Annotated in this window: 8 protein-coding genes; 7 read left to right on the top strand and 1 reads right to left on the bottom strand. The window is 66.0% G+C overall.

The window, feature by feature from the left end; all coding sequences use genetic code 11:
* Positions 1 to 4: 4 nt before the first annotated feature.
* Positions 5 to 721, top strand: a complete 717-nt coding sequence (locus AC1ROB_RS17245; protein WP_492969884.1) for a response regulator — start codon at positions 5 to 7, stop codon at positions 719 to 721.
* Positions 722 to 734: 13 nt separating this feature from the next.
* Here the strand turns inward: AC1ROB_RS17245 and AC1ROB_RS17240 are convergent, their stop codons facing one another.
* A complete protein-coding gene (locus tag AC1ROB_RS17240) occupies positions 735 to 4559 on the bottom strand; it encodes a hybrid sensor histidine kinase/response regulator (protein ID WP_492969885.1) in 3825 nt (1274 codons plus the stop codon).
* 115 nt (positions 4560 to 4674) lie between these two features.
* On the opposite strand from AC1ROB_RS17240, the gene mtgA reads away from it, so the two are divergent.
* From mtgA to ggt, 6 genes are all read left to right on the top strand, one after another.
* Positions 4675 to 5349: a monofunctional biosynthetic peptidoglycan transglycosylase gene (gene mtgA, locus AC1ROB_RS17235; protein WP_492969886.1), complete on the top strand. Its 675-nt coding sequence runs from the start codon at positions 4675 to 4677 to the stop codon at positions 5347 to 5349.
* A gap of 53 nt (positions 5350 to 5402) precedes the next feature.
* Positions 5403 to 6932 (top strand): ATP-binding protein, encoded by a 1530-nt coding sequence (locus AC1ROB_RS17230; RefSeq protein ID WP_492969887.1) that lies wholly within the window; start codon positions 5403 to 5405, stop codon positions 6930 to 6932.
* Positions 6929 to 7639, top strand: a complete 711-nt coding sequence (locus AC1ROB_RS17225) for a response regulator transcription factor (RefSeq protein WP_492969888.1) — start codon at positions 6929 to 6931, stop codon at positions 7637 to 7639. Before AC1ROB_RS17230 ends, AC1ROB_RS17225 begins: the two co-directional genes overlap by 4 nt.
* A gap of 114 nt (positions 7640 to 7753) precedes the next feature.
* Positions 7754 to 9271 (top strand): malonate--CoA ligase, encoded by a 1518-nt coding sequence (locus tag AC1ROB_RS17220; RefSeq protein ID WP_492969889.1) that lies wholly within the window; start codon positions 7754 to 7756, stop codon positions 9269 to 9271.
* A 105-nt stretch (positions 9272 to 9376) separates the two neighbouring features.
* Positions 9377 to 11101 carry a sensor domain-containing diguanylate cyclase gene (locus AC1ROB_RS17215; protein WP_492969890.1) on the top strand — a complete coding sequence of 575 codons (1725 nt, stop codon included), beginning with the start codon at positions 9377 to 9379 and terminating at the stop codon, positions 11099 to 11101.
* A gap of 2 nt (positions 11102 to 11103) precedes the next feature.
* Positions 11104 to 12864, top strand: coding sequence for a gamma-glutamyltransferase (gene ggt, locus AC1ROB_RS17210; protein ID WP_492969891.1), 1761 nt, complete (start codon positions 11104 to 11106; stop codon positions 12862 to 12864).
* Position 12865 lies beyond the last annotated feature (1 nt).

Raw genomic sequence — 12865 nt, 5'->3', positions numbered from 1 at the left:
CTCTTTGGTCGAGGCCCGCCTCGGCTTGCTGCCGCAGCGGCAGTGGTTTACCGTCGTAACCATGACGGGAGCAGGCAAGGCCGGCACAGAACCGGCGCTGACAATTATCATCGCCGACGACCATCCGCTGGTGCGCGAGGCGCTGGGCCAGGCCCTGCGCCAGGCGATGACCGGCGTCGAGGTCATCGGCGCCGCCGATCTCGATGGCGCGCGGGCTGCGCTGGCCGGCCGCGACAGCGTCGACCTGCTGATCCTTGATCTCGACATGCCGGGCATGGACGGCTTCGCCGGCCTGGCGGCCGTGCGCGCCAGCCATCCGGCCATTCCGGTCGCCATCGTGTCGTCCACCCGCGAACCCGCCATCATGCGCCGCGCCATCGAATTCGGCGCCGCCGCCTTCGTGCCCAAGTCTGCCGCGCTCGAAACCATCGCCAGTGCCCTGCAGTCGGTGCTCGACGGCGAGGTCTGGCTGCCGCCCGAAGTGGAGGGCGGCGAGGCCGCCAGCATGCCCGACGATTTCGCCCGCCGCGTCGCCGAACTGACGCCACAGCAGCTGCGCGTGCTCACCCTGCTCAGCAAGGGCAAGCTCAACAAGCAGATCGCTCATGAACTCTCGGTGGGCGAGGCGACCGTGAAGGCGCATGTCACCGCGATCCTCAAGAAGCTCGGCGTGCGCAGCCGCACCCAGGCCGTGATCGCGGCCAGGCACTTCTCGCTCTAGATTTCTAGAAAACTCAGTCGCCGGTTTCCGCCAGCGTGCCGGCCGGCCGGTGGCGCTGGCTGATCAGGGCGCGCAGGGCGGCCGGCTTCACCGGCTTGTGCAGCACGTCGACGCCCATGTCATCGGCGCGATGGCGCGTCTCCTGGCTGCGGTCGGCGGTGATCAGGATGGCGGGCAGGCGCTGGCCCCAGTCGCGGCGCAGCTGCGCGATCGCATCCAGGCCATCGGGGCTGTCTTCATCGAGATGCAGATCGGCCAGGATGATATCGGGGCTGCGGCCGGCGGCGGCCACGGCCTGGCGCGCCGCGGCGATGGTGCCGACGGCGGCGATCTGGCAGGACCAGCCCTCCAGCAGCGTGGTCATCGCCTCGCGGACGCCGGCCTCGTTCTCGATGCAGAGCACGAAGCTGCCGCGCAGCGAACCGGCGGGGATCGGCGGCAGCGCGGCGGGCAGGGTCTGTTCCGCCGGCTCGACGGCGGCGCGCGGTACGGTGATGCCGAAGATCGAGCCGCGGCCGCGTTCGGAATGCAGGCCGATGGGATTGTCCAGCATGCGGGCGATACGTTCGACAATGGCGAGACCCAGACCCAGGCCGCGCTCGGCGGCATCGCCGCCATGATCCAGCCGGGCGAATTCCTGGAAGATCACATGCCGCTTGTCGGCCGGAATGCCGAGGCCGTTGTCGCAGACCTCGATACGGATCTGGCGGCCCTGGCGCCGGCAGCCGATCAGCACGCGGCGGTTGGCGCGCTCCGGGCTGGCATAGCGGATGGCATTGGCGACGAAATTCTGCAGCACGCGGCGTAGCAATGCGGGATCGGTGCTGATCGTGGCGCTGGTCGGCACGACTTTCAGCGTCACGCCGCGCCGCGCCGCCAGGGGCGCGAAGAAGCTGGTGATCGAGTCGAACAGCGGGTTCAGCGCCACCGGGCGGATTTCCGGCTGCACGGCGCCGGCATCCAGTTTGGAGATGTCGAGCAATGTATCGAGCAGCGCTTCGACGGCGCTCAGGCCATGATCGATCTTGCCGACCAGCGGATTGTCCGGCTCGCGCTCGGCCAGGGCGGCGGTGAACAGCCGCGAGGCATGCAGCGGCTGCAGCAGGTCATGGCTGGCGGCGGCAAGGAAGCGGGTCTTGCCCAGATTGGCGGCCTCAGCCTGGGAACGCGAGGCTTCCAGCTCCTGTACGGCCAGTTGCAACTCGGCGGTACGTTCGGCGACCCGGCGTTCCAGGCCTTCATAGGCGGCGCGCAGCGCGGCATCGGCGCGGCGGCGTTCGGTGATGTCCTGATACAACAGGAAGAAGCCGAGCACGTTGCCGCGCTCGTCGATGTGCGGAATGTAGGTGCCCTGGGCGATTTCGATCTTGGCGTCGTTGGTGGGGAATTCGGTCTCGAAGCTCTGGCGCTGGCCCTTGAAGGCCGCCTCGATATGCGGCTTCAGGCGCTCGTAACGTTCGGACGACAGCATCTCACGCACCGTGCGGCCGTCGATATGCTGCTGCGGCAGATTGAGGGCGCGGCGGAACGGCATGTTGGTGAACCGGTAGCGCTCCTCGCGATCCACATAGGCGATCAGCACCGGCACGTTGTCGGTGTAGATGCGGATGGCGCGTTCGGAATCGCGCAAAGCTTCTGCCGCGCGCACGCGTTCGCTGACATCGGTACAGGTGGCGACGAAGCCGCCATCGGGCATCGGATCGACGCGGATTTCGATCACCTTGCCATCGGGCCGGCGACGTTCGAGGATGCGGGATCCGCTGGCGCCGGAGGCCAGCATGGCCGCGAGGTCCGATGCGCCATCACCCACCAGCGTGGGCAGCGGCACGCCATTCTCGGCCAGATTGGCGGGCAGGCCCAGCAGATCGAAGAAGCGGTCGTTCCAGGCGGCCAGTTTCTGCGCGCGGTCGAACACGCCGATGCCCTGGCTGATATGGTCGAGCGTGGTACGCAGCAGGTCAAGGTTATGGCGGATCGCCTCCGATGCCTCGCCCAGCATGGCGCGGGCGGCGCGCGGACTGAGCAGGTTCTTGCCGCGTGCCGAGGCCATCACGATGCGGGCCGAGGCGGCACCGATGGCGCCGCCCAGCAAATGTTCGGTGAAGGCCATGGCTTCGGCCGGATTCATGCGGCGGCCGGCGAAGGCGCGTTCGGCACGTTCGGCGCCGATGAAGCGCGAGGCCAGGGCTCGCAGTTCGTCGATCCGTGGATCCTGACCATCTTCCGCCATGGCGGGCGCGGGGAGGCCTTCGCCGCCGGACACGAAGATATCGGCCTGTTCCTGGTCGTGGCGGTTGGGCCGCGACAGCAACGAAATGCCGACCAGCAGCAGGGTGTTGGCGATGACGCCGACGACAAAGCCCTGCAGGATGAAATCGAAGCCGTTGAACGGTGCTGGCAGCAGGGCCGTGAGCGGCGCCACCACCGGGCGGCCGGTCGCCGCGCCCTCGATGGAGGGCAGCAGCAGGGCATAAATCCAGACAGCGAAGCCGGCGAGCAGGCCGCCGATGACGCCGTAGCGATGGGCGCGCCGCCAGTACAGGCCCAGCAGCAGCGGCGGCGCGAAATTGCCCACCGCGCAGAAGGAGATCATGCCGATGGAGGCGAGCGGCAGGTAGCCGGCGATCCAGGTGTGGTAGATGTAGGCCGCGATCAGGATCAGGATCACGGCGGTGCGGCGCACGTTCAGCACGATCTGGCCGACCTCGCGCGAACCGCCGGCGCGCGAACGCAGCAGGAAAGGCGTGACCAGTTCGTTCGAGACCATGATCGACAGCGCCATGCAGGCGACAATCACCATCGAGGTTGCCGCCGACAGGCCGCCGATGAAGACGAAAACCGACAGCGCCAGCTGGTCGGCCATCATCGGCAGGGTCAGCACGAAGAAGTCGGGGTTGGTGCCGGTCTGTGTCAGCAGCAGGCCGGCGGCGGCAATCGGCACCACGAACAGGTTGATGATGACGAGGTACAGCGGGAAGAGCCAGCGTGCCGCTTTCAGCTGGTTCGGGTGTCCGTTTTCCACCACAGCAACATGGAACTGGCGCGGCAGGCAGAGGAAAGCGAAGCCCGACAGGATGGTCATCACGATCCAGTTGCTGCCCAGGCCGCTGCCCAGGCGGTCGGCCAGACCGGGGGCGTCTTTTACGCGCGCGAGCAGATCGCTGCCTCCATCGAACAGGCCGTAGATGACGAACAGGCCGACGGCGAGGAAGGCGGCGAGCTTGACCAGAGATTCGAAGGCAATCGCCAGCATCATGCCGCGATGCTGTTCGGTCGCCTGCACGTGGCGCACGCCGAACAGGATCGTGAAGAGTCCCATGATGCCGGCGACGAACATGGCGGTATCGCGCCAGGGCGGCGGCAGGCTGGCATTGAGCAGCTGCGCCATGTCGCTGCCGACCAGCACTTCGAAGGTGACGCTGACCGCCTGCATCTGCAGCGAGATATAGGGCAGCACGCCGATCACCGCGATCAGCGTGACCAGCACGGCGACGGCGCGGCTCTTGCCGTAGCGCGAGCCGATGAAGTCGGCGATCGAGGTGACGTTCTGCTTCTTGGCGATGCCGATCATCTTGGACATCGCCGGATAGGCCAACGTGATGGCCAGGATCGGGCCGACATAGATCAGGATGAAATCGGGGCCGGACAGGGCGGCGCGACCGACCGAGCCGTAGAAGGTCCAGGAGGTGCAGTAGATCGCCAGGGACAGGGCGTAAATGGTGGCTCCGCTGCGGCCGGCATACCAGCGCGGGCCGAGTCTGTCGCCAAGATGGGCAATGGCGAACAGCAGCCCCAGATAGCCCAGCGACAGCAGCAGGATGGCACTGCCTTGCAGCATGAAACGTTTTCTCCCCGTTCCGGCCAGTTAAGCCCGCGCCGGGCTGACTGTCCACCCGATTGAATATCCCGCCCAGGGGTTGTCATCGCCCCAAATCCCACGGTCTGCTTGCCCCATGAGAGTCCTGATCCGCCTGCTGTTATTCCTGCTGCTGGCCCTGGCCGTGTTCTGGGGTGGCGGCCTGCTGCTCTATCGGTTCGTCGACCCGCCGGTCACGCCGCTGATGCTGATCCGCAGCGCCGAGCGCGGGGCATGGGTCCGCTACCGCCCGGTGCCGCTGTCGGCCGTGGCGCCGGCGCTGGCCCGGGCGGTGATCGGTGCCGAGGACAGCCGCTTCTGCCTGCATAACGGCATCGATCTGGGCGCCGTGCAGGATGCCCTGGAGGATTACGAGGAGACCGGCCGGCTGCGCGGTGCCAGCACCATCCCGATGCAGGTGGCCCGCAACCTGTTCCTCTGGCCCGGTGGCGGCTTTGTCCGCAAGGCTCTGGAGGCGCCATTGGCTCTGGCGCTGGACGCATTCTGGCCGAAGCGGCGGATCATCGAGGTTTACCTCAATATTGCCGAAATGGGGCCGGGGCTGTTCGGGGTCGGAGTCGCGGCGGAGGCCCATTTCGGCCAGGCTCCGGCCCGGCTGAGCGACCAGCAGGCGGCCCGGCTGGCCGCCATCCTGCCCAGTCCGAACCGCTGGAATGCCGCATCGCCCGGTGCCTATGTCCAGCGCCGGACCGGCATCCTGCAGGCGCGCATGGCACAGCTTGGCCCGGCCCAGCTGGCCTGCATCAATTGACGCAGGCCCGATCTGGGGCCTGTACCGGCCAGCGCCCTGTGGGATAATCAGCCATGGTTTTCCCTCTGGCTGCCCTGACCGCTGCCGAAGCCCCCGCCAGGACGCGGGCGGGTCGGCTTGCGCTGCAGTCGGTGCTGGCCATGGCGCTGGTCATGCTGACGGCTCTGGTCGCCTATCTGCTGCATCAGGCCATCAGCTTCTCGGCATCGATCCTGTTTGTGCCGGCCATCCTGGCAGCCGCCATTTTCGGCGGCATTGTTCCGTCCCTGGTCGCGGCCCTGGCCGCCCTGATCGCCAGCTCCTACCTGTTCTATGAACCCTTCACCATTCCCGTCACCGACCCGCAGGAATATGCCGACCTCGCTGTGTTTGCCGGCGTCGCCGTGGTTTCAAGCCAACTGGCTGATTTCGCCCGCCGTGCCGCCAGCGCCTCGCGTGAGCGGGAGGCAACCATCAAATACCTTCTCGCCTTCAATCGCCGCATCGGCGCCGTCGTCGACCCGACCGAGACGCCGCGTGTTCTGGCGGAGGAACTGAGCACCGGCATCGGCAGTGCGCTGTCACTCTATGCCGAACAGCAGGGTGGACTGGTGCGGATCGCCGAAGCAGGCGCCTTTGGCGATACCAGCCCGGATGCCGGGGTGCAGGAAATCTGGCGACGGGTTCATTCCGGCGCCGAGGATGACGATCTGCATTACACCCTGCGCAGCGGCGGCGTGCCGCTGGGTCTGGTGCGGCTGGCCGCGGCGCCGACAACCAATCTGGATCCCCTGACGATTGCGGCGATGATGGAGCAGGCCGGTTCGGCGCTGGCGCGCATGCGGCTGGCCCTGTCGGTGGAAGAAACCCGGGTGCTGGCGAAAGCGGAAGACCTGCGCGAAGCCGTTCTGGGCTCGATCAGCCACGATCTGCACACGCCGCTGGCTTCCATCCTCGGCTCGGTGACGACACTGGAGAAATTCGGCCCGCTCTGCGACGACGCCACCCGCGCCGAACTGCAATCCACCATTCGCGAGGAGGCCGAACGCCTGGAGCGTTATATTCGCCGCATGCTCGACCTCACCCGTATCCGGGCCGGTCGGCTGACCCCGCATGTAGAGGCGGTGGATGTTGCCGACATCGCCAATGCGGCGCTCCGCCAGGCGCAGAAAGCCCTGGTGCGGCACAGCGTCGAGTCCAGCGGCCTGCTGGAATTGCCGATGGTCGAGACCGATCCTGTCCTGATCGAGCAGGCGCTGGTGAATATCCTCGAGAATGCGGCGAAATATTCCCGACCCGGCTCGCCGATCCATGTGCGCGGCGCCCTGCAGGGTGACCGGGTGGTGCTGAGCGTGCAGGATGCCGGCATCGGCCTGCAGCATCACGAGATCGAGCGCGTTTTCGCGCCGTTCTATCGCACCGATGCCGCATCGGGCCATGTTGCCGGCAACGGACTGGGGCTGATGGTCAGCCGCGCTTTCGTGGAAGCGGCGGGCTGCGAAATCTGGGCGGAAAGCCGGGGCGCCGATGAAGGCGCCATCTTCCATATTGGCATGCCGCCTGCCAAAACTCTGACGCTTGCCGATGAAGGGGAAGCCGCATGACGGATCCGCGCAGAATTCTTATTGTCGATGACGAAACCCAGATCCGGCGTTTTTTGCGCACGGCGCTGGCGCTGCATGATTTCGATGTGATCGAGGCCGCCAGCGGCGCCGAGGCGCTGGAACTGCTGGCCAAGACGGATGTCAGCCTGGTGGTGCTGGACATGCAACTGGGCGACCAGGACGGTCTGGACGTGCTGCGCCGCCTGCGCGAATGGAGCTGGCTGCCGGTCATTGTGCTGACCGTGCGCAACCGCGAGATGGACAAGGTGCGCGCCTTCGAATGCGGCGCCGACGACTACCTGACCAAGCCGTTCAGCATCGCCGAATTCCTCGCTCGCCTGAATGCCGTGTTGCGCCGTGCCCCGGCCACGGCCGACGAGCCGGTTCTGGAGGTCGGCGGCCTGGCCGTCGATCTGGCGCGTCGCCGCGTGGTGGTGGAGGGCGCCGAGGTCAAGCTGACGCCGAAGCAGTATGGCCTGTTGCAGCATCTGGCCCGCCATCCCGGCAAGGTGGTCACGCATGAGCAGCTGCTGCGCGAGGTCTGGGGCGACGAGCATGCCGAGGATGTGCACTATCTTCGCATTTTCATGCGCAAGCTGCGCCAGCGTATCGAGCGCGATCCGGCCCATCCAACCTACATCCAGACCGAGCTGGGTGTCGGTTACCGGCTGCTGGCCCCCGATCAACTGGAGACGGCGGTTTCCTGACCCGGATTAAAACGTATTGAACAGGCTGGCAGCGACCGGCCGGGGCTTGCGCGGACCGGGGTGAGGGCGATTTAGTACGGATAATCGTCCCACAGGAAACGCGCAAAAAAAGCCATGTCCGAGAATCTGTACAGCCTGATTCGTGCCCGGGTGACCGACCCGGCCAAGACCTTTATGGAAACCGGCGAGGGCCGGATCTTCAGCTATGCCGATACCTTTGCGCTGGCCGCAAGGATCGCCAACACGCTGACCGCGCTGGGTCTGCAGCCGGGCGACCGCGTGGCCGTGCAGGTCGACAAGTCGGCCGAAGCGCTGATCCTGTATCTGGGCGTGGTGGCGGCCGGTGGCGTCTATCTGCCGCTCAATGTCGGCTACACGCTGACCGAGCTGGAATACTTCATCGGCGATGCCGAGCCGCGCATCGTCGTCTGTCGTCCGTCCGCCGAAAAGGAACTGGCACCGCTGGCCTCGAGGCTCGGGGTCGCCCATTGCCTGACCCTGGGCGGCAAGGGCGACGGCAGCCTGATGGACAAGGCCAATGCCGCGTCGGCCGACTTCACGCCGGTGCCGCGCAAGGCCGACGACCTGGCGGCCATCCTCTACACCTCGGGCACCACCGGCCGTTCGAAAGGCGCGATGCTCAGCCATCGCAACCTGTTCTCCAATGCCGCGACGCTGGTGGACTACTGGCGCTTCACGGCGAAGGATGTGCTGCTGCATGCTCTGCCGATCTTCCATACGCACGGACTTTTTGTCGCCAGCAATGTGATCCTGCTGTCCGGCGCCTCGATGATCTTCCTGTCGAAGTTCGATGGTGACGAGGTGATCCGCCAGCTGCCGCGCGCCACCAGCATGATGGGGGTGCCGACCTTCTATGTGCGCCTGCTGCAGAGCCCGGCGCTGACGAAAGATCTGGTCCGGCATATCCGCCTGTTCGTCTCGGGCTCGGCGCCGCTGCTGGCCGATACGCATCGCGAATGGGAGGCCCGCACCGGCCACCGCATCCTCGAGCGCTACGGCATGACCGAGACCAACATGAACACCTCCAACCCCTACGATGGCGAACGCATCGCCGGCACGGTGGGTTTCCCGCTGCCCGGCGTGGAGGCGCGCATCGCCGATCCGGAAACTGGCAAGCTGCTCGGCCGCGACGAGATCGGCATGATCGAGGTGAAGGGTCCGAATGTGTTCCAGGGCTACTGGCGCATGCCGGAAAAGACCGCGGCCGAGTTCAAGGCCGACGGCTTCTTCATCACCGGCGATCTCGGCAAGATCGACGCGCGCGGTTATGTGCATATCGTTGGCCGCGGCAAGGACCTGATCATTTCCGGCGGCTACAATGTTTATCCGAAGGAAGTCGAAACCGAACTGGATGCCATGCCGGGCGTGATCGAATCGGCCGTGATCGGCTTGCAGCATCCCGATTTCGGCGAAGGCGTCACAGCGGTGATCGTGGCAGAAAAAGGCCACAAGCTGGACGAAGCCGGCGTGCTGAAGGCACTGGATGGCCGGCTGGCCAAGTTCAAGCTGCCCAAGCGCGTGTTTTTCGTCGACGACCTGCCGCGCAACACCATGGGCAAGGTGCAGAAGAACCTGCTGCGCGACCAGTATAAGGGTCTCTACGGCGCCTAAGGTGGTATGCGTTCTGCGTTGATTTAGGGCGCAAACCGGACGAAAATCAATTCCGGTGGCGGTTGGCCGCCGGAAAGCGGGCCTGTCGCCGTGCAGTTTCGGAAATTGCTTGACGGTATAACGATCCGGGCGCAGGTCGCGCTGGCGACGGCAACGCTTGCCCTGCTGCTTGTGCTGGGTGCGACGATCAGCGCGGCCTGGCTTGGTCGCGGCCTGGTTTCCACGATGGTGCGCAGCGAACTCACCGAACTGGCGGTGGTGCTGGCCGGACGGCTCGATCTCGGCATGGCCGAGCGGTATCGCGAGATCGGCACCATCGCCGATCTCGATGTTCTGCGAAATGTCTGGGAGAACGATCCCGCTGCCCTGCAGAACATCCTCGACCGCCTGCAGCAGAGTTTTCCCGATTATGCCTGGATCGGCTTCGCCCGCACGGATGGCACCGTGGTGGCGGCCACCAAGGATATGCTGGTCGGGCAATCCGTGGCCCAGCGCCCCTGGTTCACCAGTGGTCTCGTCAAGCCTTTCGTCGGCGATGTGCATGAAGCGTTGCTGCTGGCGAAGCTGCTGGGCCCGCGTACCGATGCCGAACCCTTCCGCTTTGTCGATGTCGCCTATCCGGTGCGTAACGCCACCGGTGACGTCATCGGCGTGCTGGGCGCGCATTTAAGCTGGGACTGGGCAACGGATGTGCGCCGCTCGCTGCTGACGGCGGAAAGTCAATTTGCCGCGGCCGATGTCAGCATCCTGGATGAGAGGGGCAAGGTTCTGCTCGGCCGGCAGCTCAATACAATGACGCTGACCCCCGAGCAGCTTGCCATGATCCGCACCACGCCGTCGGGCTCGGGGCTGGCCTATGGTTCGGATGCCGATCAATGGCTGACCGGCTACGCTGTTGGTCGTGGGTATCGCGATTATCCCGGCCTTGGCTGGCTGGTGGTGGCGCGACTGCCAACCGATGTGGCCAATGCTCCTGTTCGTAGCCTGGTGAGCTCGATCCTTGTTACGGGCATCGTCCTGAGCATTATCGGCCTGTTCTTCGCCTGGTGGATGGCTGGCCGTCTGACCCGGCCGATTCATGAAATCACCCGGGAGGCCGACAGGATCGGCCGCGATGCAGGCGTCCATACCCTGCCGCGCGTCGGCGGGGCGCTTGAAGTGGTGCATCTGTCGCAGGCGCTGCGTTCGCTGCTGCGCCGCGTGGGGCAGGCCGAGCAGCAGCGTGCAGCGGCCGAACGCGATGCCGAAAGCCATGCGGCCGAGACGCGCGAGCTGTCGCTCGATATCGAGCGCCTGCGCCTGCTGGCCGAGACCGACCCGCTGACCGGCCTGCTGAATCGCCGCGCCTTCCTGTCGGCTGCCGAGCGCCAGGTGGCCTTCGTCCGCCGTTACGGGCGCAACCTCGCCATCGTCGTGGCCGACATCGACCATTTCAAGAAAGTCAACGATACCTACGGGCATGCGGCCGGCGACGCAGCGATCCGCGAAGTTGCCACCAAGCTGCAGGCGGCAGCCCGCGACACCGATCTGGTTGCACGCTTCGGTGGCGAGGAATTTGTCATTCTGCTGATGGAGAGCGATGTGGCCGCGGCTGCGGCCTATGCCGAGCGCGCCCGCAGCATGATCGAGAGCACGCAGGTGCAGGTCGATGGGAACCAGTCGCTGTCGCTGACCATCAGTCTCGGCTGCACGGTGCTGCGCGAAGAAGACCGCGATGTGCAGGATGCGATTGACCGGGCCGATGGCGCGCTCTATGCCGCCAAGTCATCGGGCCGCAACCGCGTGCGGGTGTCGCTGGCTGCCCTGCCGTCTGCGGCCACCGGAGACTGAGCGTGGTTCTGCTCCTGCGTCTGGCGACCGGCTTTGTGGCGATGGCATTTGCCACCGCTGCGTTTGCCCAGCCGGCGCCCAAGAACTTTGACGGCATCGCACCCGAAGCCGCCACCGGCCGCACGGAAAAGCCGGCGGTGCGTGCCAGCCAGTATATGACGGCCGCTGCCAATCCTCATGCTGCCGAAGCGGGTGCGGCTATCCTGGCCAGGGGCGGCTCGGCGGTCGACGCCGCGATTGCCACGGCGCTGGTGCTCAATCTGGTCGAGCCGCAATCGGCGGGCATCGGCGGCGGCGGTTTCATGGTGATCTGGGATGCTGCGCAGAAAAAACTGCGCAGCTTCGATGGCCGCGAGACGGCGCCGGCAGGAGTCGACCGGCGGCTGTTTTACGATGCGGCCGGCGATCGCAAACGCTTTATGGATGTCGTGGTTGGCGGCGCCTCGGTAGGCGTGCCGGGCATGCTGCGGCTGTTTGAGCAGGTGCACGGCGAATACGGAAAGCTGCCCTGGGCCGATCTGTTCCAGCCGGCCATCGCGCTGGCGGAAGCCGGTTTTCCGGTTTCGCCAAGGCTCTACGAGCTGCTGCGGCAGAATACCAGTTTCCAGAACTCTCTCCAGGCGCGCGACCTGTTCTATCGGCCGGACGGCAATCCGAAGCCGGTCGGCAGCCTGCTGGTCAACCCGCCGCTGGCCGAAACCTTCCGGCGCATCGCCCGCGAGGGCGCACAGACTTTCTATACCGGCGAGATCGCCGCCGATATTGTGGCGGCCGTACGGACTGCTCCGGGCAATCCCGGCGGCATGACACTGGAGGATCTGTCCGGCTACCGCGCCAAGGAGCGCGACCCGGTCTGCGCGCCCTATCGGGTCTACCGGGTCTGCACCATGCCGCCGCCATCCTCCAGTGTGAACATGCTGCAGGCGCTGGGCATCCTTGGGCATTTCGACCTGTCGCAGCTGGCGCCGTTGTCACCCGACGCCGTGCATCTGGTGGCGCAGGCCGAACGGCTCGCCTATGCCGACCGCGACCTCTATGTGGGCGACCCGGATTTCGTGCAGATGCCACTCAGCGGGATGACCGAGCGCGGCTACATTGCCGGCCGTGCCCGGCTGCTGGATCCGCAGCGGGGCAGTGTCGATCCTGCCGCAGCGGGCAATCCGCCGACACGCCATGGCCTGCTGTTCGGTCGTGACAATGCCATCGAACTGCCGTCCACAACCCATGTCTCTACAGTGGATGCCCAGCGCAATGCTGTGGCGATGACGGTGACGATCGAGAATGTCTTCGGTTCACGCCAGATGGTGCGTGGTTTCATCCTCAACAATCAGCTGACCGATTTCTCCGCTGATGCGGAAGAGAATGGCCGCCCGGTCGCCAACCGCATCGAGCCGGGCAAGCGACCGCGCAGTTCGATGGCGCCAACCATCGTGTTCAATGCTGATGGTTCGCTGCGACTGGTGGTCGGCTCGCCGGGTGGCAGCCGCATCCTCGGCTATGTCGCGCAAACCGTGATCGGTGTGCTGGACTGGAATCTGGATATCCAGCAGGCGATCAGCCTGCCGCATTACCTGGACCGTAATGTCGGCCTGGAACTGGAAAAGGATACGGCGGCAGCCGGCCTTGCCGATGCCATGCGCCAACGGGGCCACAAGGTGACGCTGGGCGAGTTGAACAGTGGCCTGCAGGGAATCGAAGTGCGGCCCGATGGCCTGATCGGTGGCGCCGACCCGCGCCGCGAAGGAATCGCAGTCGGTCGTTAGA

The organism is Ferrovibrio sp. GW821-FHT12F09, assembly GCF_058806775.1.
The sequence above is the reverse complement of the archived record's forward strand: the minus strand, read 5'-3'. Positions and strand labels throughout refer to the sequence as shown.

What these genes read in the sequence shown, in the direction of transcription:
- AC1ROB_RS17240 (WP_492969885.1), bottom strand. Translation starts at nt 4,559, where the DNA reads ATGCTGCAAGGCAGTGCCATCCTGCTGCTGTCGCTGGGCTATCTGGGG.
- AC1ROB_RS17220 (WP_492969889.1), top strand. Translation starts at nt 7,754, where the DNA reads ATGTCCGAGAATCTGTACAGCCTGATTCGTGCCCGGGTGACCGACCCG.
- mtgA (WP_492969886.1), top strand. Translation starts at nt 4,675, where the DNA reads ATGAGAGTCCTGATCCGCCTGCTGTTATTCCTGCTGCTGGCCCTGGCC.
- AC1ROB_RS17230 (WP_492969887.1), top strand. Translation starts at nt 5,403, where the DNA reads ATGGTTTTCCCTCTGGCTGCCCTGACCGCTGCCGAAGCCCCCGCCAGG.
- AC1ROB_RS17225 (WP_492969888.1), top strand. Translation starts at nt 6,929, where the DNA reads ATGACGGATCCGCGCAGAATTCTTATTGTCGATGACGAAACCCAGATC.